The organism is Kitasatospora sp. NPDC004272 (assembly GCF_053603035.1).
On the sequence record NZ_JBSGET010000138.1, the window covers coordinates 1 to 24,054 of the forward strand.

20 protein-coding genes and 1 pseudogene are annotated in these 24,054 nt (G+C 74.2%); 9 read left to right on the forward strand and 12 right to left on the reverse strand.

The window, feature by feature from the left end; genetic code table 11:
• Positions 1-493: 493 nt before the first annotated feature.
• Entirely contained in the window at positions 494-1,498 is a 1,005-nt protein-coding gene (locus tag ACWEO5_RS31175; protein WP_344553227.1) for a stage II sporulation protein M, read from the reverse strand.
• 248 nt (positions 1,499-1,746) lie between these two features.
• Between ACWEO5_RS31175 and ACWEO5_RS31180 the strand changes: the two genes are divergently transcribed.
• A complete protein-coding gene (locus ACWEO5_RS31180; RefSeq protein WP_452165526.1) occupies positions 1,747-2,796 on the forward strand; it encodes an RDD family protein in 1,050 nt (349 codons plus the stop codon).
• Here ACWEO5_RS31180 and ACWEO5_RS31185 read toward each other — a convergent pair whose 3' ends face one another.
• Positions 2,797-3,423 (reverse strand): hypothetical protein, encoded by a 627-nt coding sequence (locus ACWEO5_RS31185; RefSeq protein WP_452165527.1) that lies wholly within the window; start codon positions 3,421-3,423, stop codon positions 2,797-2,799.
• Positions 3,424-3,529: 106 nt separating this feature from the next.
• Between ACWEO5_RS31185 and ACWEO5_RS31190 the strand changes: the two genes are divergently transcribed.
• Positions 3,530-4,042: a SigE family RNA polymerase sigma factor gene (locus tag ACWEO5_RS31190; protein WP_344553223.1), complete on the forward strand. Its 513-nt coding sequence runs from the start codon at positions 3,530-3,532 to the stop codon at positions 4,040-4,042.
• Complete coding sequence (locus tag ACWEO5_RS31195; protein ID WP_452165528.1) at positions 4,039-5,184, forward strand: hypothetical protein; 1,146 nt, start codon at positions 4,039-4,041, stop codon at positions 5,182-5,184. The genes ACWEO5_RS31190 and ACWEO5_RS31195 overlap by 4 nt, the downstream gene beginning before the upstream one ends.
• A 60-nt stretch (positions 5,185-5,244) precedes the next feature.
• On the opposite strand, the gene ahcY is transcribed toward ACWEO5_RS31195, so the two are convergent.
• The 6 genes from ahcY to ACWEO5_RS31225 all read right to left on the reverse strand — a co-directional run bounded on the left by ahcY (position 5,245) and on the right by ACWEO5_RS31225 (position 11,300).
• On the reverse strand, positions 5,245-6,693 hold the full coding sequence (ahcY, locus tag ACWEO5_RS31200; protein ID WP_452165529.1) for an adenosylhomocysteinase: 1,449 nt from the start codon (positions 6,691-6,693) through the stop codon (positions 5,245-5,247).
• A 185-nt stretch (positions 6,694-6,878) separates the two neighbouring features.
• On the reverse strand, positions 6,879-7,853 hold the full coding sequence (locus ACWEO5_RS31205; protein ID WP_452165530.1) for a cation diffusion facilitator family transporter: 975 nt from the start codon (positions 7,851-7,853) through the stop codon (positions 6,879-6,881).
• Positions 7,854-7,921: 68 nt separating this feature from the next.
• Positions 7,922-9,082, reverse strand: a complete 1,161-nt coding sequence (locus ACWEO5_RS31210) for an SIS domain-containing protein (protein WP_452165531.1) — start codon at positions 9,080-9,082, stop codon at positions 7,922-7,924.
• A 37-nt stretch (positions 9,083-9,119) separates the two neighbouring features.
• Positions 9,120-9,302 carry a Trm112 family protein gene (locus tag ACWEO5_RS31215; RefSeq protein ID WP_030461914.1) on the reverse strand — a complete coding sequence of 61 codons (183 nt, stop codon included), beginning with the start codon at positions 9,300-9,302 and terminating at the stop codon, positions 9,120-9,122.
• A gap of 122 nt (positions 9,303-9,424) precedes the next feature.
• Entirely contained in the window at positions 9,425-10,816 is a 1,392-nt protein-coding gene (locus tag ACWEO5_RS31220) for a phosphomannomutase/phosphoglucomutase (RefSeq protein ID WP_452165537.1), read from the reverse strand.
• A gap of 121 nt (positions 10,817-10,937) precedes the next feature.
• A complete protein-coding gene (locus ACWEO5_RS31225) occupies positions 10,938-11,300 on the reverse strand; it encodes a DUF3499 domain-containing protein (RefSeq protein ID WP_030461916.1) in 363 nt (120 codons plus the stop codon).
• 131 nt (positions 11,301-11,431) lie between these two features.
• On the opposite strand from ACWEO5_RS31225, the gene ACWEO5_RS31230 reads away from it, so the two are divergent.
• Entirely contained in the window at positions 11,432-11,878 is a 447-nt protein-coding gene (locus ACWEO5_RS31230) for a metallopeptidase family protein (RefSeq protein ID WP_344553216.1), read from the forward strand.
• A gap of 225 nt (positions 11,879-12,103) precedes the next feature.
• Here ACWEO5_RS31230 and ACWEO5_RS31235 read toward each other — a convergent pair whose 3' ends face one another.
• The 3 genes from ACWEO5_RS31235 to ACWEO5_RS31245 all read right to left on the reverse strand — a co-directional run bounded on the left by ACWEO5_RS31235 (position 12,104) and on the right by ACWEO5_RS31245 (position 18,104).
• A complete protein-coding gene (locus ACWEO5_RS31235) occupies positions 12,104-13,771 on the reverse strand; it encodes a DUF5719 family protein (RefSeq protein WP_452165532.1) in 1,668 nt (555 codons plus the stop codon).
• 6 nt (positions 13,772-13,777) lie between these two features.
• Positions 13,778-17,596, reverse strand: coding sequence for a glycosyltransferase (locus tag ACWEO5_RS31240; RefSeq protein WP_452165533.1), 3,819 nt, complete (start codon positions 17,594-17,596; stop codon positions 13,778-13,780).
• Between the two features lie 235 nt (positions 17,597-17,831).
• The gene (locus tag ACWEO5_RS31245; protein WP_014136066.1) at positions 17,832-18,104 is read right to left on the reverse strand and encodes a WhiB family transcriptional regulator; all 273 of its coding nucleotides are present in this window, start codon (positions 18,102-18,104) and stop codon (positions 17,832-17,834) included.
• A gap of 751 nt (positions 18,105-18,855) precedes the next feature.
• Between ACWEO5_RS31245 and ACWEO5_RS31250 the strand changes: the two genes are divergently transcribed.
• Genes ACWEO5_RS31250 through ACWEO5_RS31260 form a run of 3 tightly spaced genes read left to right on the forward strand, consistent with a single transcriptional unit; the run spans position 18,856 to position 21,658 of the window.
• A complete protein-coding gene (locus ACWEO5_RS31250; protein ID WP_452165538.1) occupies positions 18,856-19,365 on the forward strand; it encodes a cysteine dioxygenase in 510 nt (169 codons plus the stop codon).
• Between the two features lie 20 nt (positions 19,366-19,385).
• Positions 19,386-20,357 (forward strand): 2-phospho-L-lactate transferase, encoded by a 972-nt coding sequence (gene cofD / locus ACWEO5_RS31255; RefSeq protein WP_452165534.1) that lies wholly within the window; start codon positions 19,386-19,388, stop codon positions 20,355-20,357.
• Positions 20,354-21,658: a coenzyme F420-0:L-glutamate ligase gene (locus ACWEO5_RS31260; protein ID WP_452165535.1), complete on the forward strand. Its 1,305-nt coding sequence runs from the start codon at positions 20,354-20,356 to the stop codon at positions 21,656-21,658. The genes cofD and ACWEO5_RS31260 overlap by 4 nt, the downstream gene beginning before the upstream one ends.
• A 170-nt stretch (positions 21,659-21,828) precedes the next feature.
• Here ACWEO5_RS31260 and ACWEO5_RS31265 read toward each other — a convergent pair whose 3' ends face one another.
• Positions 21,829-22,743, reverse strand: a complete 915-nt coding sequence (locus ACWEO5_RS31265) for a DNA-3-methyladenine glycosylase family protein (protein WP_452165536.1) — start codon at positions 22,741-22,743, stop codon at positions 21,829-21,831.
• Between the two features lie 156 nt (positions 22,744-22,899).
• Here ACWEO5_RS31265 and ACWEO5_RS31270 point away from each other — a divergent pair, with 156 nt between their 5' ends.
• Both ACWEO5_RS31270 and ACWEO5_RS31275 read left to right on the forward strand, forming a co-directional pair.
• Positions 22,900-23,688, forward strand: a complete 789-nt coding sequence (locus ACWEO5_RS31270; RefSeq protein WP_344553209.1) for a TIGR03089 family protein — start codon at positions 22,900-22,902, stop codon at positions 23,686-23,688.
• 178 nt (positions 23,689-23,866) lie between these two features.
• Positions 23,867-24,054: pseudogene (locus ACWEO5_RS31275) on the forward strand (LCP family protein); the annotation flags it as partial.

A 24,054-nucleotide genomic window follows, 5' to 3' on the forward strand; every position in this document is an offset into this window, starting at 1 on the left:
GGCTGGCCGGGGATGTCAACATATCTGGCGTTGACTTTTGGCACGCTGTTGAGTTCTCAAGGAACGGATGCTTCCTTCGACCGGCCTTCCGACCGTATCTCCGGGCGCTTCGTTCTTTCGTGTTCCCAGCTTATCAGAGGTTTTTCGCTCCGATTTCCATTCCCGCTGGAGTGGGAATTCCTTCGACTTCGCTGCAGACCTTATCAAAAGCTCTGCACTGCTCGGCTTCGGGGTTTTGCCTGACCGGGCCAGCATCCTCTCGGACGCGCTGCCTCGATTTGGCGGTGTCGTAGACACTACGCCTGGGCGGACTGTATGTCCAGTCGCTCCCAACCGTTCAAACCTACTAGCCCATGGGAACCACGTCAATGGTCCTGCCGGGTTGATCATCAGGCTACCAGGTTTGGCGAGGCACCCATGACCACGCCACGCCGTAAGCCCGGGGGCCCGGGGCTCAGGGGCTCAGGGGCTCAGGGGCTCAGGGGCTCGGCGGTCAGCCGGCCATCGGCTGGTGGTCGGTGCGGTCGGCGGCCTCGACGTCGCCGATCTCGCCGTCGCCGGCGGCGCGCTTGCCGAGGACCAGGGCGTAGACCAGGAACAGGGCCTCGACGGCGAGGCCCATGCCGATGCGGATCCAGCTGGGGAGGGCGGAGCCACTGACGAAGCCCTCGATGAAGCCGGTGACCATGAGGACGACGGTGAGGCCGATGACGGAGCCGATCACGGCGCGGCCCTCCTCGGCGAGGGCGACCGAGCGGGTCCGGGGGCCGGGGTCGATGACGGTCCAGCCGAGGCGGAGGCTGAGGCCGCCGGCGACGAAGATGGCGGTCAGTTCGAGCAGGCCGTGCGGGACGAGCAGGCCGAGGAAGTGCTGGAGGTGGTCAGCGGAGGCCATGATGCCGATGCCGGCGCCGAGGTTGAAGACGTTGTTCAGCAGGATGAACAGGACCGGGAGGCCGAGCAGGACGGCCGAGATCAGGCACTGCGCGGCGACCCAGGCGTTGTTGGTCCACACCTGGGCGGCGAAGTTCGCCGAGGGGTGCTCGGTGTAGTAGGCCTCGTACTCGCCGCCGGGCTTGGTGAGTTGCTCGTACTGCTCGGGCGACATCAGGGACTTGACCATCTCGGGGTGGGTGCCTATCCACCAGGCGATCACGGCGCTGAGGACGAAGGAGACCGCCCCGACGGTGAGCCACCAGCGCCGGGCCCGGTAGAGGAGCGCGGGGAAGCTGACGGTGAAGTAGCGGGCGGCGTCGCGCCAGGAGGCGGCGCGGGCGCCGGCGACGGCGTTGCGGCCGCGGACGACCAGGGTGGTGAGCCGGCCCTCGACGCCGGGGTGCGGGGCGGTGGCCTGGACCTGGGCGAGGTGGCTGGTGGCGCGCTGGTAGAGGGCGATCAGCTCGTCGGACTCCTCGCCGGTGAGGCGGCGGCGACCGCTGAGGACCTCCAGCCGGTGCCATTCCGCCTGGTGGGCGGCGACGAAGACGTCCAGGTCCATGACGGCTCTCTCCGGGGGCGCGGCGGGGCTGGGGGCGGCCACTGGTTGGTGTGCGGCCGGGCGGTTGCGGGGCTTAGCTTGCCAGAGCGGGCGGCCCGCGCGTCAGGGTTGCCGGGAGCGCGGTTCCGAAGGGCGGCCCGGGGTTACCTGCCGGGGGTGTACGGCCTTATCTTTGCCGCTGTTGGTGAGGGGGTCGGGTCTGCGACGCGGGGTCGCCGGCGGGCCGTGGAGCGGAGCGGGTGGGTGGCGTGAGCGAGCTGGTGACCGGTGAGGCGGTCGTCCTGGGGCTGCGGACGGCGAGACTGCCGTCGCGGGCCCTGGCCAGGCTGTTGGACGGCTTCGTGTACATGGTGGCGTTCTTCATCCTGATCATCGGCCTGTCGTTGGGGCTCTCCGACCTGGAGCCGGCGGCCGCGGCGGCGTTCGCGATCGTGACCCTGGTGTTCTGCACGGTGCTGCTGCCCACGCTGATCGAGACCCTGTCGCAGGGGCGGTCGCTGGGGAAGATCGCGCTGGGGCTGCGGGTGGTGCGCTCGGACGGCGGTCCGATCCGGTTCCGGCACGCGCTGGTGCGGGGGCTGGTCGGCGTCATCGACTTCGGCATGTTCGCGATGCCCGCGGTGGTGACCTCGCTGTGCTCCGCGGAGGGGCGCCGGCTCGGCGACATATTCGGCGGGACGATGGTGATCCGGGAGCGGCTGCCGCAGGGGGCCCGGGACCAGGGGGCGGTGCCGCCGGTGCCGCCGCAGGTGATGCACGCGCTGGGCGCGGACCTGGTGGCGCTGGACCTGTCCGCCGTGCCGGACGGCCTGTGGCTGTCCGCCCGCCAGGTGCTGAGCCGGATGCACGAGCTGGACGAGCCGGTGGCGGCCGAGCTGGGCGACCGGCTGGCCGGGGAGTTGGCGCAGCGGACGGGCTGGCCGGCGCCGGCGGGGCTGCCCGCGCTGGTGCACCTGGGGGCGGTGCTGATGGAGCGTCAGCGCCGGGAGTGGGAGCGGGCTTCGGCCGCCGCGTACGCGGTGTACACGGCCCAGCTGGCCCAGCAGGCGCAGGCCGTGCCGGTGGCCGTCGCGGTGCCGGGCCAGGTGCCGGGGCAGGCTGTACCGGGCCAGGTGCCGGGACCGCCGGTGCGGCAGCTCGGGTACCCGCAGACTCAGCCGGTGCCCCCTCAGGCCCCGCAGGCCCCGCAGGCCCCGCAGGCGGCGCCGCCGGTGGCGCTCGCCAAGCCCGCGGCGCCTGCTGCGGCGCCCGCCGAGGCGCCCGCCGCGGGTGGCGGCGGGTTCGCGCCGCCCGCGTAGTCAGGCGTCGCGGCGCGGGTTGGGCGGGGAGTCGAGTTCTTCGAGCTCGATGCCGGGGGCGCCGAGCAGGACGTCCCCGGTGAGGTGGAGGTCGCGGACCTCGCCGGTGTCGAGGTCGGTGACCCGGTAGTGCTCGACGGGGAGCGGGCCGCTGTCGGTGGGGTGGTCCTGGACGGAGTGGAGCTGCCAGCCCTGGTCGAGGGTGCGGGGGGCGAGGGCGTCGCCGGTGAAGGAGACCAGGCGGATCCGGGCGCTGCCGCCGGGGTCGAGGGCGAGCAGGCGGGCGGTGGCGATCAGGAAGGCCGGGGAGTCGCCGGTGAAGGCGTGCGCCCGGTCCTCCCCCTCGACCGCCTCCTCGGGGGCGGTGCCGGCGGCGTCGGCGCGGACCCAGTGGACGCCGTCGAGCGCGCCGCCGCGGACCTGCCAGCCGCCGGAGCGGAGTTCGAGCCGGATCGGGCGGTGGCGGGCGTCCAGGGTGAGGTCGGTGGTGCCCTGGACGGTGCCGTCGGGGCGGTAGCGCTTGGCGACGTAGCGCCAGCCGGCGGGGCCGGGGGCGCACTGGAAGCGCTCCTCGCCGAGCGGGGTTCCGTCGTGCGGGTCGTGGAGGGAGTAGCGGCCGTTCGGCATGGGGGGAAGCCTACGTAATCGGGTGCAACCTTCCCGGGGGCGGGCGGCATCAGGGGGTCGGTGGTGCGGTCGCGCCGCCGGTCTTGGGGAGGGAGGGGCTGCCGGGATGGCGGAGCTGACGCGGGACGAGGAGTTCACCGCGTTCGTGGCGTCCAGAGCGGTCTGGTTGCGGAAGGTCGCGTACCTGCTGTGCGCGGACTGGCACCGCGCGGACGATCTGGTGCAGGAGAGCATCACCAAGCTGTACACCCACTGGGGTCGGGCCGGCCGGGCGGAGAACCGGGACGGCTACGCGCGCACGGTGCTGGTGAACACCTTCCTGGCCGAGCAGCGGACGGCGTGGTGGCGGCGGACCAGGCCCGCGGCGCGGCCGGTGGAGGGGCGGGCGGAGCCGGAGCCGGACCTGGCGGTGTCGCTGGACCTGCGGGAGGCGTTGGCGGCGCTGCCGCCGCGGCAGCGGGCGACGGTGGTGCTGCGTTACTACTGCGATCTGTCGGTCGAGCAGACCGCGGCCGAGCTGGGGTGTTCCAGCGGCAATGTGAAGAGCCAGAGTTCGCGGGCGCTGGAGGCGCTGCGGCGGTCGTCGGCGCTGCGCACGGTGGGGAGGTCGGGGGCGTGAACGGGGAAGACGAGGAGCTGTCCGTGCGGATGGCGCGGTACGTGGCGGCGGAGGAGGCCGCGGCGCCGCCCTCGCGGGTGGATCCGGCGCTGGCGGTGCTGCGGGGCCGGGAACTGCACCGGCGGCGGGCCTGGACGGTGGCGTCGGCGGTCGCGGCGGTGGCCCTGTCGGTGGGCTCGTTCGCGGTGCTGGGCTCCGGGGGCGGGGCGGGTCCGGCCGGGATCCCGGCCGCGCCGCAGAGCGCGTCGCCGTCCGGGTCGCTGCCGCCCGACGCGTACCGGAAGACGGGGCCGACGGAGCAGAGTTCGGCGGTGCCGGTGGTCGGCCGGACGGTGCTGACGGTGCCGGGCAGGTTCGGTTGGCTGCCGGACTCGGTGAGCACGGTGGAGTACCGCTCGGAGTCGACCGGAGTGGACGCGATGGCCTACGGCGACCTGGTGGACCACGACCGGGTCCAGTTCCTGCTGACGGCGTTCCCGGAGGGGGTGACCCCGGACGTGGACCCGCTGATCGGCGCGGGCGACGGGCTGCGGGTGGACGCGGCGCCGGTGAACGGGCGGGAGGCGTACTGGGTGACGTCGAGCGACGCGTCGTTCACACAGGGGACGCCGTCCCGGCTGCGCTTCCGCGGGGCGGACGGGATCTGGTACCAGCTGGACAGCTCGGGGCTGCCGGAGGCGGACCGGGAGCAGCTGCCGCTGCGGGTCGCGGCGGGGGTGGTGCCGGGCCGGTACACGCCGCCGCTGCCGGTCTCGCTGTCCTCGCTGCCGCCGGACACCGTGGTCAGCAACGCGTCGTTGCGGCACGCCGCGCACGGTGCGGCCCCGTGGGAGGCCGAGCTGACCTTCCAGGAGCAGGGCACCCACTACGTCACGGTGCGGGTGGAGCCGGACCAGGACGGCCCGCCGTCGGGGCCGTCCGGGTCGCCCGGGTCGCCGGGGCCGTCCGGGTCGCCGGGGCCGGACGCGAACGGGTTCCCGGAGCACGACCCGGGGCTCTGCTCGTCCGGCTACGGGGTCCGCTGGTGCGTGCGGGAGCTGCAGCCGGCGGCGGACGCGGGGAGCACGCTGCCGGTCTGGCTGGCCCGGGTGCTGCCGCGCGGCTCCGACGAGCGCTCCTGGTCCGCCGACGTGCTGCCGTAGCGGGCCGGAACGCGCCGGTGCCCGGCACCCCGAGGGGGCCGGGCACCGGTGCGGGCCGGGTCAGTAGCGGTACTGCTCGGCCTTGTACGGGCCCTCGACCGGGACGCCGATGTAGTCGGCCTGCTCCTGGGTGAGGGTGGTGAGCTTGACGCCCAGCGCGTCGAGGTGGAGGCGGGCCACCTTCTCGTCCAGGTGCTTGGGCAGCACGTACACGCCGACCGGGTACTGCTCGGTCTTGGTGAACAGCTCGATCTGCGCGATGGTCTGGTTCGCGAAGGAGTTGGACATCACGAACGACGGGTGGCCGGTCGCGTTGCCGAGGTTGAGCAGGCGGCCCTCGGAGAGCACGATGATGGTCTTGCCGTCGGCCTTGCGCCACTCGTGGACCTGCGGCTTGACCTCGGTGCGGACCACGCCGGGGAGCTTGGCCAGGCCGGCCATGTCGATCTCGTTGTCGAAGTGGCCGATGTTGCCGACGATGGCCTGGTGCTTCATCCGCTCCATGTGGGAGGCCAGGATGATGTCCTTGTTGCCGGTGGTGGTGACGAAGATGTCGGCGATCCCCACCACGTCCTCCAGGGTGGTGACCTGGTAGCCGTCCATCGCCGCCTGCAGCGCGCAGATCGGGTCGATCTCGGTGACGATGACCCGGGCGCCCTGGCCGCGCAGCGACTCGGCGCAGCCCTTGCCGACGTCGCCGTAGCCGCAGACGACGGCGACCTTGCCGCCGATCAGGACGTCGGTGGCGCGGTTGATGCCGTCGATCAGGGAGTGCCGGCAGCCGTACTTGTTGTCGAACTTCGACTTGGTGACGGCGTCGTTGACGTTGATCGCCGGGAACAGCAGCTTGCCGTCCCGGTGCATCTCGTACAGGCGGTGGACGCCGGTGGTGGTCTCCTCGGTGACGCCCTTGATGGTGGCGGCGACCTCGGTCCACTTCTGCGGGGTCTCGACCAGGGTGCGGTTGAGCAGCTCCAGGATGATCCGGAACTCGTCGTTGTCCGCGGTGGACGGGTCCGGCGCGGCGCCGGCCTTCTCGAACTCGACGCCCTTGTGGATCAGCAGGGTGGCGTCACCGCCGTCGTCCAGGATCATGTTCGGGGTCTGGCCGTCCGGCCAGGTCAGCGCCTGCTCGGTGCACCACCAGTACTCCTCCAGGGTCTCGCCCTTCCAGGCGAAGACCGGGACGCCCTGCGGGTCCTCGGGGGTGCCGTTCGGGCCCACCGCGATCGCGGCGGCGGCGTGGTCCTGGGTGGAGAAGATGTTGCAGGAGCACCAGCGGACCTCGGCGCCCAGCGCGGTGAGGGTCTCGATCAGCACGGCGGTCTGCACGGTCATGTGCAGCGAGCCGGTGATCCGGGCGCCGGCCAGCGGCTGGGACTCGGCGTACTCGGCGCGGATCGACATCAGGCCGGGCATCTCGTGCTCGGCGAGCTGGATCTCCTTGCGGCCGAACGGGGCCAGGGAGAGGTCGGCGACCTTGAAGTCGCCGGTGAGCTGGTTCGACATGCGAACTCCTCGTGGAAGGGCCTGTTTACGGGTGTGCTGAGCGGCAGAGGGCGCACGGGAGCGACCCTCTGCTGCGGCACAATCCGTCGGAGGACCTCTCTCCCTCGACCGGAGCCCGCTCCGATCGACCGCCATCAGCAGCGACGTTTGGCACTGCTGACGAATCTACACCGATCGGACGCGGCTCAGTGGGTGTTCCGGCCGGGTCCGCCCGGAGTGGCGTCCGCGTCGGGGCCCGCGAGGGCCTTCTCCTCGGAGTAGATGTCCGGCTCCAGGTAGATCGCGCGGGCGATCGGCACGGCCTTGCGGACCCGGACCTCGGCGTGGTCGATCGCCTCGGCGATCACCGCGGCGCTGTCCTCCGCGTTGACCCCGATCTTGGCGGCGACCAGCAGTTCCTCGGGGCCGACGTGCAGGGTGCGCATGTGGATGACCGAGGTGACGGTGTCGTGGTCGACCAGCGCCTCGCGGATCTTCGTGACGACCTCGGCGTCGGCGGACTCGCCGATCAGCAGCGACTTGGTCTCCAGCGCCAGCACCAGCGCGATGACCACCAGCAGCACGCCGATGCACAGGGTGCCGATGCCGTCCCACACCGCGTCGCCGGTGGCGGCGCTCAGGCCGACGCCGAGCAGCGCCAGCACCAGGCCGACCAGCGCGCCGGAGTCCTCCAGCAGCACCACCGGCAGCTCGGGGGCCTTGGCCCGGCGGATGTACGCCGACCAGCCGTGCTGGCCCTTGTCCTTCGACGCCTCCCGGTAGGCGGTGAGGAAGGAGTAGCCCTCCAGCAGGATGGCGAACACCAGCACGCCGACCGGCCAGTACCAGTTGTCCAGCTCGTGCGGGTGGGCGATCTTCTCGTAGCCCTCGTAGATCGCGAACATGCCGCCGATGCTGAACAGCACGATCGAGACCAGGAACCCGTACACGTACCGCTCGCGGCCGTAGCCGAACGGGTGCTCCTCGGTGGCGGCGCGCTTCGAGCGCTTGCCGCCGACCAGCAGCAGCACCTGGTTGCCGGAGTCGGCGATCGAGTGCACGCCTTCGGCGAGCATCGAGGAGGACCCCGAGAACGCGAACGCCACGAACTTGCTGACCGCGATCCCCAGGTTCGCGGACAGCGCCGCGACCAGTGCCTTGGTGCCGCCTTCGGTACTCAAACCCCGTACGTCCCTCCGCGCGGGCCCGGGCTTTGCCGGGCCTTGGTTGACGAGGGGACGATACCGTGTCAGCTCCGGGTGGCCAGGCCCAGGTACACCGCCGCGAAGTCGGTCAGGCCGATCAGCTCGGCCAGCGCCTGCAGCGGGTCCTCCAGGGCGGAGGTCTGCTCGGTGATCCGGACCTCGTGCGCGGTGGCCAGCCGGCGGGCCCGGGCGACCGGCCAGCCGGGCTGTTCCAGCTCGGCCACGCCCGGGGTGTGCCGCAGCAGCAGCACCTGCAGCTGGAGCGGGACCGGCTCGTCGACCCGGTCCCGGAAGAAGTCGTCCGGGTCGGCGCCGAGCCGGCCGGTGAACATGCCGCGGTGCGCGGTCAGCGCCTGCGGGAGGCGGGCGGCCAGCGCGGGCAGGCCGGCCCGGTCGGCCAGCGCGGCGGCGAACCGCTCCGCCGCGGCGGTGGCCGGGGCGCCCTCGGCCCACAGCAGCGGGACGGTCTCGGCCAGCCGGGCCGCCAGGGTCTTCGCCGGGTTGTCGTAGGCGTGCGCGTCGGGGCGGCAGCGCACCGCGACCTCGTCGAGCCGGTCGGCGGCGGCCTCCAGCGCGCCGGGGGCGAGCTGGGTGACGCCGGTGCGGTCGGCCAGCGCCAGCAGCGGGGCCAGGAAGGCCCAGAGCGCGGCCGGGTCCTCGGCCGGGAGGTCGGGTTCGGCGTCGGAGCCCTCCGGCTCCACCGCGCTCGGTTCGAACGGCAGCGGCAGGGCGCGCACCTGGAGCGCCGCCTCGAACAGCTCCGAGCCCTCCGGGGCGATCACCGCGATCGCGCAGCCGCGGGTGTACGCCTGCTCGGCCAGGTTGATCAGGCCGCCCTCGCGGCCGTTCTCGCTGGCCACCACGATCAGGTCCAACGAGCCCGCCCAGCCCGGCAGTTGCCAGGTCTCGCCGTCGGTGAAGGCGAACCCGCCGGGGCGGGCGTCGGACGGCGGCAGCGGCCACACCTGGCTGCTGGGCACGGCCAGCGCCGCCAGCACGGCGGCGGCGGTCAGCACCCCGCCGTGTCCGGCGACCAGCACCGCGCGCGGCCGCCCGTCCGGGTTCAGCGCGCCCACGCCGGCCGCGTCGGCCCGGCGCAGGGCGATCCGGACCCGGGCGCCCGCCCCGGCCAGGGCCAGCAGTTCGCGCCGTCGGTCGGCGCGCTGCACGGCGGCCGGGTCGTCCAGCAGGGAGTCGTCGAACATGGCGGCTGGCCTCCAGCGGCGGGCGGGGCGGGAAGGGTCAGGACGGGCGGCGGGCCTCGTCCACCAGCAGGACCGGGATGCCGTCGCGCACCGGGTAGACCAGGCCGCAGCCCTCACCGGTGCAGCGCAGCTCGTGCACCTCGCCCTCGGTCTCCTCGTCCAGCGGGGAGCGGCACTCCGGGCAGACCAGGATCTCCAGCAGGAAGGACGGCAGGCTCATGTCGGTCGACTCCGGGGGCTCGGGCAACGGTGCGGGAAGCCGGTGACACAGCAGTACCCCGGCCGGTGGCAACCCTACCGGCCGGGGCACGCGAAAAGTCAGCGGCGGGCTGACGGCGGCGGTCAGCCGCGGACGATCGCCAGCACGCCGTCGCGCAGCTCGGCCATCTTCGCCGGGTCCTTGGCCTCGGCGTTCAGGCGCAGCAGCGGCTCGGTGTTGGAGGCGCGCAGGTTGAACCACCAGTCCGGGCCGGCCACGGTGAGGCCGTCCAGCTCGTCGGTGGTGACGCCCTCCAGGCCGGCGTAGGCGGCGCGCACCTTCTCGGTGGCGGCGGCCTGGTCGGCGACGGTGGAGTTGATCTCGCCGGAGGCGGCGTACCGCTCGTACTTGGCGGTCAGCGCGGACAGCGGGCCGTCCTGGCCGCCGAGCGCGGCCAGCACGTGCAGCGCGGCCAGCATGCCGGTGTCGGCGCGCCAGAAGTCGCGGAAGTAGTAGTGCGCGGAGTGCTCGCCGCCGAAGACCGCGTCGGTGTTCGCCATCTCCTGCTTGATGAAGGAGTGGCCGACCCGGGTGCGGACCGGGACGCCGCCGAGGTCGCGGACCACCTCGGGCACCGTCCAGGAGGTGATCAGGTTGTGGATGATCGTCGGGTTGGCCTCGCCGGCGGCCTGGGCGCGGGCGATCTCGCGCTCGGCGACCAGGGCGGTGATCGCGGACGGGGAGACCGGGTCACCGTTCTCGTCGATCACGAAGCAGCGGTCGGCGTCGCCGTCGAAGGCCAGGCCGATGTCGGCGCCCACCTCGCGGACCCTGGCCTGCAGGTCGACCAGGTTGGCCGGGTCCAGCGGGTTGGCCTCGTGGTTGGGGAAGGTGCCGTCCAGCTCGAAGTACATCGGGACGACGTCCAGCGGCAGGCCGTCGAACACGGTGGGCACGGTGTGCCCGCCCATGCCGTTGCCCGCGTCCACCGCGACCTTGAGCGGGCGGATCGCGGTCAGGTCGACCAGCTTGCGCAGGTGGTCGGCGTAGCCGCCCAGGGTCTCCTTGGCGGACAGCGCGCCCACGGCGGCGACCTCGACGGCCGGGACGTGCACCTTGCCGTCCTCGTCGAGCCAGGACTCGACCAGCTCGCGGATGTCGGACAGGCCGGTGTCCTGGCCGACCGGGGCGGCGCCCGCGCGGCACAGCTTGATGCCGTTGTACTGGGCCGGGTTGTGCGAGGCGGTGAACATCGCGCCGGGCAGGTCCAGGCTGCCGCTGGCGTAGTACAGCTGGTCGGTCGAGCAGAGCCCGATCTCCACCACGTCGGCGCCGCGGGAGGCGGCGCCCTCGGCGAAGGCGCGGGACAGCGAGGGCGAGGACGGGCGCATGTCGTGGCCGACCACCACCGCGCTGCCGCCGACCACCTCGACGAAGGCCGCACCGAAGGCGTACGCCAGCGACTCGTCCCACTGGTCGGGCACGACGCCCCGGACGTCGTACGCCTTCACAAGCTGCTTGAGGTCCCGCACCAGAATGCTCCCGTGTGTGTGCTGCGACGTGCTGCGGACGTACCGGACGCATCCGTCCGAACCGCAGAGGGGCAGCGTACCCGGCTCGGGGGAACGGGCGGTGTCCCAGTCCGGGCCCGGCCGGTCAGCTCTCCGGGGAACGCAGTACCCGCAGGTGCCCCCGGCGGCCGGACTCGCCCTCCGGCGGCGGCCCCTGACGCGGCGTGCGCTCCTGCGGGCGGGCGGCCTCGCGGACGGCGTTCGCCAGGGCCTCCAGGTCGTCGCTGCTGCGCCGCAGCGGCCCGGTGTCGCCCGCCAGGCGGACCACGTCCCAGCCGCGGGGGGCGGTCAGCCGCTCGGCGTGCTCGGCGCAGAGGTCGTAGCAGTGCGGTTCCGCGTACGTCGCCAGCGGGCCGAGCACCGCGGTGGAGTCCGCGTAGACGTACGTCAGCGTCGCCACGGCCGGACGGCCGCACGCGGTCCGCGAACAACGACGTACAGAGCTCACGAGGGTGGACGGTACCGCAAGTCGGACCGGCCCGCGAAGACCCGCCCCCCGGCTCGCGTGTCCCGTCGCCGTTACGCGCCGTGCTGGAGTGGTCCACTTCCGGGCATCCAGGGACTACGCTCGACACTGCTATGGACAGCTCGACACCCCCGTCCCCGCCCGGGCCCGGTCGCCGCAAGCACCGCGACCGGCACGGCCGCGGCCTGCGCGGGCCGCTCGCCCCGCCGCAGGTGCCCATCTCGCTGACCCGGTCCGAGCTCTTCGACGACTACGTCCGGGAGTCCATGGAGCGGCTGGTGCGGCGCTGGCCGCAGTTGGAGGACGTGGAGTTCGCCGTCCTGGAAGTGCCGCTGCCCGCCAAGGGCGAACCCGAACCGGACACCGTGCCGCTCGGCCGGGTGATCCCCGCGGAACGGGGCCGGCGCAGCCGGATCCTGGTCTACCGGCGGCCGGTCGAGATCCGCGCCAAGTCCCGGGAGGACCGGGCCGCGCTGGTGCACGAGATCCTGATCGAGCAGGTCGCGGAACTGCTGGGGCTCTCGCCGGACGCGATCGACCCGCGCTACGGCGAGGAGTAGGGCCTGCCGCCGGCTCGCCGGGAACGGCGGGCTGTGCCGTCAGGGGCCCGGGGAACGGCGGGTCGATGCTGCTGACGGCCGGAGCCCATCGGAGGTCCGTGCTGCTGCGTGCAGTAACGGAACCGGAAGCCGATGCGCGCTCCGGCAGTGAACCACTCGCAGACCGGGCCTCGCCGTTCCCCGAGCCCCTGTCGGCGCTCTCTCGTGAGCCCCCCCTGATTTCGCTTACCCGAGGACGATCCCCGGGTCGGCGGCGACGTGCGGGACCTCCACGGTGGCGTGGTCGTCGCGGAACTGCTGGGTGGTGAAGGTGGGGACGTCCTTGGTGACCGCGCTGAGCTGGCGGGTGGCCAGGACGGGGCCGCCCTTGAGGGTCTGGAGGGTGAGGGCGTAGGGGCCGTTGGCGCCCTGGGGGTCGATGCCCTCGACGGTGACGGTGGTGCCGGCCGGGACGTCGACGTCCTTGGTGGCGGGGGTGCCGCCGCTCGCGCCGGCCGAGCTGGTGACCTTGACCTTGGCGTCGGTGTCGACGGCGGTGAGGATCAGCTTGGTCTGGCCGGCCCGGTTGTCGGCGATCGAGGCGCGGGCGCCGACCGGGGAGCCGCCGGAGAGCCAGGTGGACTCGGTCTTGCCCTTGTTCTCGCGGTCGACCCGCAGGCCGGCCACGACCGGGGTGGGGTGGTCCTGGCTGGTGGGGGTGAGCCGGATCGCGCTCGCGCCCTCGCGGTTCTCGCTGGAGAACTGAAAGTCGAGGGTGGCGGTCATGCCGGCCTTGACGTGGATGCTCTCCTTGCCCGCGGGCGTGAACCAGCCGTTCTTGCCGGAGAGCTGGACCTTGAGGTCGGCGTCGTCGGCGGAGTCGGTGGCGACCACCAGGTGGGCGGTGGTGACGTCGTCGGGGATGCCGGGGACGGTGACGGCGGGGGCGGGGTCGGCGGAGGGCTCCAGCCAGTCGGTGCCCTTGCCGGTGTCGCTGGCGTGGACGCCGGCGCCGATCCGGCCGCTGCGGGTGACGATGTGCAGGGCGAGGTCGTCGACGGCGCCCTTGGTGTAGCTGCTGAGCAGGAGCCGCTGGGACTGGCCGGGGGCGACCGCGATGCCGGTGGCGAGCTCGTTGTCGATGGCGCCCTTGTCGCCGTACATGTGCAGGTCGACGACGGCGGGCAGGCTGTCGGCGTTGACCAGGGTGACGTAGTCGACCCGGTTGGCGCCGCTGCTCGCGCCGGCGAACCAGAAGCTGGTGCCGGAGGGCACGCAGTCGGCGCCGGAGAGGCTGGTGCCGCCGTTCTCGGAGGTGGTGACCTGGGTGGCGGTGAAGCCGGGGGCGAGGTTGCCGGTGGCGATGGCGAAGCTGCCGGGGGCCTCGTCGTTGTTGGCGGCGGGGCCGGTCGCCGGGGCGCCGGGCTTGTCGAGGGTGACCCGGGCGTCCAGCTCGGGGGTGGCGGCCGCCGGGCTGCCGGAGGGCTGCTCGGACGGGGAGCCGGCGGGGGCGGCCGACGGGGAGCCGGAGGGCTGGGCCCCGGCGGTGGGCTGCGCGAGGTTCTGCGCGGCGACCACGTTGTCGGCGCTGGCCTCGGCGAGCCGGCCGGTGCCGGTGGCGCCGGTGCCGCCCTCGGGGCTGAACAGGGTGAGGTTGGTGGAGCCGGTGACGCCCTGCATCGGGGGCGGGCAGACCAGCGCGGTGCGTTCGACCTGCGCGGTGGTGCGCGCGCCGGTGTCGGTGGCCGGGGCGGCGGGGGCGCGCAGTTCGGCGACGCCGAACACCAGGCCGAGCACGGCCACGCCGGCCAGCAGGGACTGGCCGGTGCGGCTGCCGCCGGCCACGGCGCTCAGGTCGGGGGCCTTGAGCTTGGGGGCCTTGAGCTTGGGCGCCTTCAGGGTGGGCTTCTTCATCGCGGGTCAGCTCCCCGTCCCGGGCTGCTGCGGGTGGCCGCCGCCGTAGGGGTCGTTGGGGTCGTAGTAGGTGGTGGGCTGCTGCTGTTCGGGCAGCCAGGGCTGCTGCTGCCCGTCCTGCTGCGGGTAGCCGGCGGCGTACGGGTCGGTCCAGCCCTGGGCGGGCCGGGCGTCGTAGCCGTAGCCCGGCTGCTGGCCGTACTGGTCGTAGCCGTCGCCCTGGTAGGGCGCGCCGACGGGCTGCTGGGTGTAGCCGTAGCCGTCGCCCTGGTAGCCCTGCTGCTGGTACGGGTCCGCCTGGTAGGGGTCGGCCTGGTACGGGTCGGCGAAGGTCTCCGGTTCCGGCTGGTAGGGCGCGGGGTCGGGTTCGCCGGCGGACTGGGCCGGGATGCCGGGGGCGTAGACGCCGGGCTCGGCCGGCGCGTCCTCGCCCTCGCCGCGTTCGGCGAGCCGGCGGGCCCGGCGGCTGCCGGGGGCGGGCGCCTGGGCCTGGGCCTGGGCGGCCAGCGCCTGGGCGGCGACGACGTCCTCGGGGATGTCGTCGTCGTTGGTGTTGCGTCGGCCGGGCAGGGCCAGGATCAGCACGACCACGCCGAGCGCGAGCCGGCCCCAGGCCCAGGCGGCGTGGGCGGCGCTGCCGGTGCGGGTGACGTCGAGCCGGCCGCCCTCGGCGGGGAGGGTGAAGCCCTGGGCCCAGCCGTCCACGGTGACGGCCTTGAGCGGCTTGCCGTTCAGGGTGGCCTGCCAGGCGGGGTCGGCCTGTTCGGCGAGCCGGAGCTGCCGGCCGGCCGGTCCGGCCGGGACGGTGGTCCAGATGTCGTGCTGCCCGGCGGCGACGGTCACCGGGACGGTGCCGGGGCTGGTGATCTGCGCCCGGCTGCCGGGGACGCTGTTGATCTGCCACAGGCCGGTGCCGTTGTCGAGGCTGAGCCGGACGATGCCGGGCGTGGTGTCCAGCACGTCGCGGACCTTGGCGATCACCGGGTCCTTCACCTGGATGTAGCTGATGCCGTACCCGGCGAGGGTGCGGGCCAGGTCGCCGCCGGAGCCGGCCAGCAGCTTGGCGGTGAGCTGGCCCAACTGCCCGTCGGCGGCGGCGTCCACGGTGCCCTCGGCCTGGCCGGTGGTCAGGCCGGCGCCGCGCACCAGCGCGTACCGGACGGAGGCGCCGTCGGCGTCGCCGGTGACGGTCAGGGTGCGGGAGCGGTCGGTGGTGTTGCCGGACTCGGCGATGAACGCCGGCACCTGGGCGTCGGTGCCGCGCCGCAGCGGGCCGTCGGCGCCGGTGAGCGCCCACCAGACGGCGGTGCCGACCGGGGCGAGCACGGCGGCGGCGAGCACCAGGGCGGCGACCGGCTGGCGCCAGCCGAAGGCGATGCCGGAGACCCGGGCGTTGGCGCCGTCGGCGCCGATCGCGGCGGCGGCCAGCAGCGCGACGCCGGCCAGCAGGGTGGCGGGTCCGGCCCAGGCGGCGGTCTGCGGGCCGCCGGAGGCGGGGGTGACGGCGGTGCCGGCCACCGCGACGGAGAAGACCAGCCCGGCGGCGGCGGCGCCCCAGGCGGCCAGTACGGCGCGGCGGCGGTCGGCGCGCAGCAGGGCGGCGAGCGCGGCGAGCACCACGCCGGCGGACAGCCAGACCGGGGGCGTGCCGGCGCCGCCGGGGTTGACCAGGACCAGGCCGAGCGGGTCGGCGGCGGGGCCGTTGAAGCCGGGGACGCCGGCCTCCAGCAGCAGCCGGGACGGGTTCGCCAGCACCTGCAGCGACCAGGGGGCGAGCACCAGGACGGGCAGGCCGAGGATCACCGCGACGCGCAGGCCGAGCAGGCGCACCGCCTGCGCGCCGGAGCCGAACGCGCCGCCGCGGAGCACCGCGTGGACCAGCGCGGCCAGGCAGAGCGGAACCGCTATGGCCCAGGTGAGCGGGACGAAGGCGGTGCTGACGGTGAGCAGCAGCACGGTCATCCAGGCGGAGCGCCAGCCGGGGCGGGCGCCCTTGGCGGCGGTCTCCTTGCGGATGCCGAGACCGGCGGTGATCGCGGCGGCGCGGGCCAGCGGGGGCAGCAGCACGGCGAGCACGGCGGTGCCGATCCGGCCCTGGGCGAGCGCGCCGGTGGCGGCGGGCAGCACCGCGTAGGTGGCGCTGGCCCAGGCGCGGACGGCCTTGGAGGCGATCAGCGGCCGGGAGACCAGGTAGGCGCTGACCGCGGCGAGCGGCACCGAGAGCACCACGATCAGGGTGAGCGCCAGGTCGGCGTGGTCGAACAGCGCCCAGGACAGCACGGACAGCACCGCGAGGTAGGGCGGGTGGTCGGCGGTGCTGCCGGTGCCGATGGCGTGCCAGGGCGCGGCGTACATGTTCCACAGCCCGGCCGCGCCGTCCGCGGCGGGCAGCAGGGCGCCGCCCTGGAGGTAGCCGGAGCCGATCAGGTTGCGGCAGGCGATCAGGGCGAACGCCAGCAGGGCGGCGAACAGCACCGGGGCCGGGCGCCGCACCAACTTCTTGAGCAGGGCGAACTGTTCGACCACCAGGTCGTCGGCGTCCTCGTCGCCGGGGCCGGACTCGACCGAGCCGTGCCGGCCGCCGGTGTCGTCGGTGCCGCCGATGCCGAGCGAGGAGACGACGTTCTCGACGGCGAGCCGGACGGTGGCGCCGGGGGCCGGGAACAGCGTGCGGTCGTCCAGCGAGTCGACCGAGCGGGTCCTGCGGCGGCGGGCCCGGGAGGCCATCAGCCGTGGCAGGCGCAGCAGTTCGTGGCCGAGGCCGGCGATCTCGTCGTACGCCTGCCGGGGGTCCTTGCCGACCAGGTTGACGACCACCCGCAGGACGGTGCCGAGGATCAGCCGCAGCAGGACGTACGGGAAGAGCAGGCCCTTGGAGTTGGCGAGCAGGGTGTAGACGGCGCCGGCCTTGTCGACCCGGTGCGGGTGGGCGGGGGCGCAGTCGATGGTGCGGCGTTCGCGGCTGGCGGCCTCGGCGTGCCGGAGCACGGCGTCGGGGGCGACCACCACGCGGTGGCCGGCGGCGTTGACCCGCCAGCAGAAGTCGGTGTCGTCCCGCATCAGCGGCAGCGCCTTGTCGAAGCCGCCGAGTTCCTCGAACACGTCGCGGCGCACCAGCATGCCCGCGGTGGAGACGGCCAGCACCGGGCGGACCTGGTCGTGCTGCCCCTGGTCCTGCTCGCGGCGGTCGAGGCCGGTCCAGCGCCGCCCGGAGCGGGCGATCGTCACGCCGACTTCGAGCAGCTGCCTGCGGTCGTACCAGGAGCGGAGCTTGGGGCCGACCACGGCGGCGGTCGGGGTGGAGTCGGCGACCTGGAGCAGCCGGCGCAGGGCGTCGGTCTGCGGTTCGCAGTCGTCGTGCAGCAGCCAGAGCCACTCGACCGGCTGGGTCTCGCGCGGTCCGCCGCGGCCGAGTTCGTCCTCGCCCGCGAGCGGGTCGCCGAAGTCGTCCCAGCCGCCGGTGACCGGGTCGTAGCCGGACGGGTCGAGGCTGTAGGAGAGGTCCTCGGGGCGCAGCGGGGGGCTGTTGAAGACGGCTTCGCCGACGGCGCGGCCGAAGCCGACCCGGCGGCCGAGGACCTGCGGGCCGCTCTCGGGGAGCCAGTCGCCGAGGGTGTCGGCGAGCAGCTGGGGGGAGTTGTCGGTGGAGCCGGTGTCCACGGCGAGGATGCGCTGGACCTGCCGGTCCTGGCCGAGCAGTCCGGCGAGCGCCTGCGGCAGCCAGCGGGCGCCGTCGTGCGAAACGATCACCGCGGTGACCAAGTGGCGCGGGTAGGCGGGCGGCCTGGCAGCGGAGAAGCCGCTCTGGTGGCTGTAGACAGTCATCGGGTGCGCGGACCACCGGTTCGGGTTTGACGGCAGATGACGCACCACACTAACGGCTCCGGGTGGCGCGATCGTCCCCGGTGTGTGTGAAAAGACGGTGCAGTGGGTATCGCGTTCGGCGGCGCGGAGGCCCGGGAGCGGGCCGGGAGCGGGCCGGGAGCGCGGCCGGGATCGCGAAAGCGCCCCGCCTCTGGGAGGCGGGGCGCCGACACGGGTCCCGGGTGGTGCGGAGGGGTCAGACCGCGCTCTTCTTGAGCCGGCGACGTTCGCGCTCGGACAGGCCGCCCCAGATGCCGAACCGCTCGTCGTTCGCGAGGGCGTACTCCAGGCACTCGGCGCGGACCTCGCACGCCAGGCAGACCTTTTTGGCCTCCCGGGTCGATCCGCCCTTCTCGGGGAAGAAGGACTCTGGGTCGGTCTGGGCGCACAACGCGCGCTCCTGCCAGCCGAGTTCCTCTTCGTCTTCCTCGATGCCCTCACCGATCAACAGCTCAAAGAGCTCGCTCATTCTGGCGCGCCTCCTCTGCCCCTCTTGGCGTCCCCGTGGTGTTGCCGTTGCCGGTGCGGCGGAACGACACGAGAGAAATTACAGTTGCGTCACTCTGGCCTAGTCAAGCCGAGCTCTGGTATTGGGCCAAGGATTCACTCCCCGGAACCAAGCCACTACGAATAGTGTACATATCCGGACAACCCGGACATCACGCCTGGTCCCTGACCAGCCCTCAGGCCGCACTGCCGCTCCCGACCGGGGCGGTCCGGGGCGATCTCAGGGCGTCCCTTCCCGGGGTTTTCCGCTTCGAAACCTTAATGGGCGCTTATCACCCCATCCGGTGGTTCAAGGCTGATGTGACCCGAATGTCCGTCAGTCCGCCTTGACACTGGAGGGTCGGTTGCGGTCTGCTTGCCCGCATGTCAGAGTTCCCGGCCCCCTTCGCCGACCGGCGCCGCCAGGCGCTCCTCGGCGCTGCCGCGAACTCCTCGTGTTGTTGCCGCTGTCTCCGCTGTATCTAGGCGCACGCGTCCCACCGCGCGCCGCCCCGGAACAGAGGCCGACCGCGCGACAGTCCCCCCTGAACGTCTCCGCGGCCCCGGCTGATCCCATTCCAGCCGACCCCGAGGACGTCATCGTGCGAATGCCCCGTCTCCGCAAGCGCAACCGCGATCGCAAGCACTTCCCCGCGCTCCCTTCCGCGCCCGCCCCGCTCCCCGCGCCCCGCTGGGCCGACGGCCTGAGCGACGTGTCCATCGCGGGCGACCCGATGGCCTTCCCGCACCTGGCCCGCACCGACCTGCCCGCGCACCCCACCACGGTCGGCGGCTACGCCCGGCTGGTCCGCGAGATCGCCGCCGACCGCGCCCGCTGGGAGCCGCTGGTCCGCTACGACGCGCTGACCCGCTGGTACGCCCGGCTGGAGACCGGCCCCGGCTACGAGGTCTGGCTGCTGAGCTGGCTGCCCGGCCAGTCCAGCGGCTTCCACGACCACGGCCGCTCCTCCGGCGTGATGACCGTCCTCGCGGGTGAGCTCACCGAGCGCTCGCTGACGGCGGACGGCGAGGGCTCGCGCCCGCTGGGCCCCGGCGGGCTGCGGGTGTTCTCCACGGGGCACCTGCACGAGATGGTCAACGCCTCGCTGGAGCCCGCGGTCTCCCTCCACCTCTACACGCCCGGCCTGGTCGAGATGAACCAGTACCCGACCACCGCCGCCGACCCGGCCGGCGCCCCCGCCGACCCGGCCGCCGCGAACCCGGGGCGTCACTGGGCGCACTGACGCGCTGGCAGGATGAAGCCATGCGAATCACTGCGTTGGCGGGCGGGATCGGCGGAGCCAGGTTCCTGCGCGGGCTGCGGGCGGCCCTCACCCCCGAGGACCGGATCACCGTGATCGGGAACACCGGGGACGACATCCACCTGTACGGCCTGAAGGTCTGCCCCGACCTGGACACCGTGATGTACACCCTCGGCGGCGGCATCCACGAGGAACAGGGCTGGGGCCGCACCGACGAGACCTGGTCGGTCAAGGAGGAGATGAAGGCGTACGGGGTCGGGCCCGAGTGGTTCGGGCTCGGCGACCGGGACTTCGCCACCCACATCGTCCGGACCCAGATGCTCGCCGCCGGGTACCCGCTGTCCGCGGTCACCGAGGCGCTGTGCGACCGCTGGCAGCCCGGCGTGCGACTGCTGCCGATGAGCGACGACCGGGTCGAGACCCACGTACGGATCACCGACGCGGACGGGCCGCGGGTGGTGCACTTCCAGGAGTACTGGGTGCGGCTGCACGCCGCCGTCGAGGCCGAGGCGATCGTCGCGGTCGGCGCCGAGAGCGCGAAGCCCGCGCCCGGCGTGCTGGAGGCGATCGCGGAGGCCGACCTCGTCCTGCTGCCGCCGTCCAACCCGGTGGTCTCGATCGGCACCATCCTCACCGTGCCCGGCATCCGGGAGGCGGTCGCCGCCGCGACCGCCCCCGTGGTCGGCCTCTCCCCCATCGTCGGCGGCGCCCCCGTGCGCGGCATGGCCGACAAGGTGCTGGCCGCCGTCGGCGTGGAGACCGGTGCGGCGGCCGTCGCCCGGCACTACGGCGCGCGCCGCGACGGCGGACTGCTGGACGGCTGGCTGGTCGACACCTCGGACGCCGCCGCGGTGGACGAGGTGGCCACCGCCGGGATCGCCTGCCGGGCCGTCCCGCTGCTGATGAGCTCCGTCGAGGCCACCGCCGAGATGGCGCGCGCCGCGCTGGCGCTGGCCGCGGAGGTCGCGAAGTGAGCGGGAGCGAGGGGCTGCACGTCCTGCCGGTGCGCGGGCTGCCGGAGATCGCGGCCGGCGACGACCTGGCCGAACTGATCGCCAAGGCGGGCGGGTTCGAGGACGGTGACGTCGTGGTGGTCACCTCCAAGGTGGTCTCCAAGGCCGAGGGGCGGCTGGTCCGCGCCGACGACCGGGAGGCCGCGATCGACGCCGAGACCGTCCGGGTGGTCGCCCGCCGCGGCCGCTCCCGGATCGTCGAGAACCGCAACGGCCTGGTGATGGCCGCGGCCGGCGTCGACGCGTCCAACACCCCGCCCGGCACGATCCTGCTGCTGCCGGTCGACCCCGACGCCTCCGCCCGGCTGCTGCGGGCCCGGCTCCAGGAGCTGACCGGGCGGCGGTTGGCCGTGCTGATCACCGACACCTTCGGCCGCCCCTGGCGCAGCGGGCTCACCGACGTCGCGATCGGCGCCGCCGGACTGCCCGTGCTGGAGGACCACCGCGGCCGGGTCGACAGCCACGGCAACGAACTGCGGCTCACCATCACCGCCACCGCCGACGAACTCGCCGCCGCCGCCGACCTGGTGAAGGGCAAGGCCACCGGCACCCCGGTGGCGGTCGTCCGCGGCCTGGCCGGGCTGGTCACCGAGGACGACGGGGAGGGCGCGCGCCGGCTGGTCCGCTCCGCCGGACAGGACATGTTCCGCCTTGGCACCTCCGAGGCCGTCCGCGAGGCGGTCACCCTGCGGCGCACGGTGCGCGCCTTCACCGACGAACCGGTCGACGGCGGCGCGGTGCGCCGGGCCGTCGCCGCCGCGGTCACCGCCCCCGCCCCGCACCACACCACCCCCTGGCGGTTCGTCCTGCTGGAGACGGCGGAAGCCAGGACCGGCCTGCTGGACGCGATGCTCGCCGCCTGGCAGCGGGACCTGCGGGAGCTCGATGGCTGGAGCGAGGAGCGCGTCGCCCGGCGCACCGCCCGGGGCGAAGTGCTGCGCGGCGCACCCTACTTGATCGTGCCCTGCCTGGTCATGGACGGCTCGCACGACTACCCCGACGAGCGGCGGGCCGCCGCCGAGCGGGAGATGTTCGTGGTCGCGATCGGCGCCGCCGTGCAGAACCTGCTGGTCACCCTGGCCGGCGAGGGGTACGGCTCGGCGTGGGTCTCCTCCACGATGTTCTGCCGCGAGACCGTCCGCGCGGCGCTGGACCTCCCGGCGGGGTGGGACCCGATGGGCGCCGTCGCGGTGGGGCGGGCGGCACAGGAGCCGCGGGAGCGTCAGGCCCGGGACGCGGACGCCTTCCTGACCGTGCGGTGAGAGGAGAGCACCGCCAGGGGCTCGGGGAACGGCGAGGCCCGGTCTGCTGCGGGTTCACTGCCGTGGCGCGCATCGGCTTCCGGTTCTGTTCACGGCACGCAGCAGCACGAACCTCCGACGGGCGCCGGCCGTCAGCAGCACGGACCCGCCGTTCCCCGGGCCCCTGATCTCTACCGTCCGCGGTGGTCGTTGGGGGTGAGGCGGGGCCCGTACTTCGGGGGGCGGGCTCCGGTGAGGGGGAGGATGCGGCAGAGGCGGTGGCGGTGGGGGCGGTAGGGCTCCAGGAGGGCGAGCATCTGGGCGTCGTCGCTGCGGGGGCGGCCGGCCAGGGCCCAGCCGACGGTGTTGGGGAGGTGGAAGTCCCCGACGGAGACCGCGTCGGCGTCGCCGTTGCTGCGCTGGAGGGTCTCGGCGGCCGTCCAGGGGCCGACGCCGGGGACGGCGGTGAGGCGGGCGAAGGCGTCCGCCGGGGGCATCGCGGCGGCCTGTTCGAGGCGGGCGGCGAGGCGGACCGCGCGCAGGACGGTGGCGGAGCGCTTGGGGTCGACGCCGGCCCGGTGCCAGGCCCAGCTGGGGACGAGGGTCCACTCCCGGGCGGAGGGGACGACCCGCATGCCGAGGTCGGCGGCCGGGCCGGGGGCCGGGGTGCCGTGGTCGCGGAGCAGGGTGCGCCAGGCGCGGTACGCCTCCATGGTGGTGACCTTCTGCTCCAGGACCGCCGCGACCAGGGACTCCATCACCAGGCCGGTGCGGGTCAACCGCAGCCCGGGGCAGGAGCGTTGGGCCTCGCGGAGCGGCCCGGGCGGCAGGGTGAGGCCGGCCGGGTCGTCGTGCGCGCCGAGCATCGCGGGGAGCTGTTCGAGCAGCCAGCCGCCGCCGGGGCCCCAGCCGGTGGCGTCGATCTCGTCGGCCCGCTGGACGATCCGCAGGGTGCCCGGCCCGTCGGGGGTGCGGGAGGCGCGCCAGACGGCGCCGTCGGGGGTGCGCCGGAAGGCCGGGTCGCCGGTGCCGCGCTGCAGCGGGAAGAGGGTACGGCCCAGGTCGAGCGGGTAGCCGGGCCGCCACTGCCGGGTCTGGGCGGGCATCGGTACGTCCTCGGGGTGCGGGTGCGGGCGCGGGGCCCCCGGGGTGCGGGCCGGGGCACCGGCGAGCGTAACGCGGGGTGGTGACACGACGCGGCGTTCCGACCGGCCGGGCACCCTCCCGTCCGGCGGGGGGCAGGACGTAGGCTGGACCGCACCATGACTGCGCCTTTCGCTGCCGACGCCCGTACCCCCGCCGAGCTGCTGCAGGCCTTCCTGCGCCCGGGGTCCGCTGCCGACCCGTCCCGCCCGTTGGTGACCTTCTACGACGACTCGACCGGGGAACGGGTGGAGCTGTCCGCGAAGACGTTCGACAACTGGGTGGCGAAGACGGCCAACCTGCTGCAGGACGAGTTGAACGCCTCGCCGGACGACCGGGCGGCGCTGCTGCTGCCGGCGCACTGGCAGAGCGCGGTGTGGCTGCTGGCCTGCTGGTCGGTGGGCGTGGTGGCGGTGCCGCAGGGCGAGCCGAAGGACACCGAGCTGGTGGTCTCCGGGCCGGACGGGCTGGCGGCCGCGCAGGAGTGCCCGGGCGAGCGGGTGGCGCTGGCGCTGCGCCCGCTGGGCGGGCGGTTCCCGCAGCGGCCGGACGGGTTCCTGGACTACGCGGCGGAGGTGCCCGGGCAGGGCGACCGGTTCGCCCCGTACTCGCCGGTGGACCCGCAGGCGGTGGCGCTGGAGACGGTGGTGGACGGGCTGCCGCTGAAGCTGACCGGCGAGCAGACGGTGGCGCTGGCCCGCGAGGGCGCGGCCCGGCTGGGCCTGGACGGCGACAGCCGCGTCCTGTCGACGCTCTCCTTCGACGACTGGGCGGGCCTGGAGGCGGGCCTGCTGGCGCCGCTGGCGGTCGGCGCCTCGGTCGTGCTGTGCCGGAACTCCGGGCAGTTGACGGAGGAGCAGTGGCAGAGCCGGATCGACTCCGAACGGGTGACTCTGCGCCTCGGCTGACGCTCCCGGCGCCCCGGGGCGGGTAGTCCTGGGGCGATGGCAGTGGAGTGCGGCGGCGCGCTCCGTCCGGCGGATCGGACCGGACGGGGCGCGCCGCAACCGTTTTCCGCCCTTTCGCCGGGTGACGGGTATCACATCGTGGACGGTTCGGGCGTCAGGCTCGTCTAGGGTGTCCGGGATGAACAGCGGACACCGGAACCGGGGCGACTCGGCGGACTCGATCCCTCCCGGCGTCGACCCCGCCGACCAGTGGGTGCTCGACCCGGCGACCGGCGAGTTCCGGCTCGACCTGGACGCGGGACGGCGGCCCTCCGACGCACGGCCCCGCGCCGCCTCGGCGCGCCCGCAGGCCGGCCGCCGGGCCGC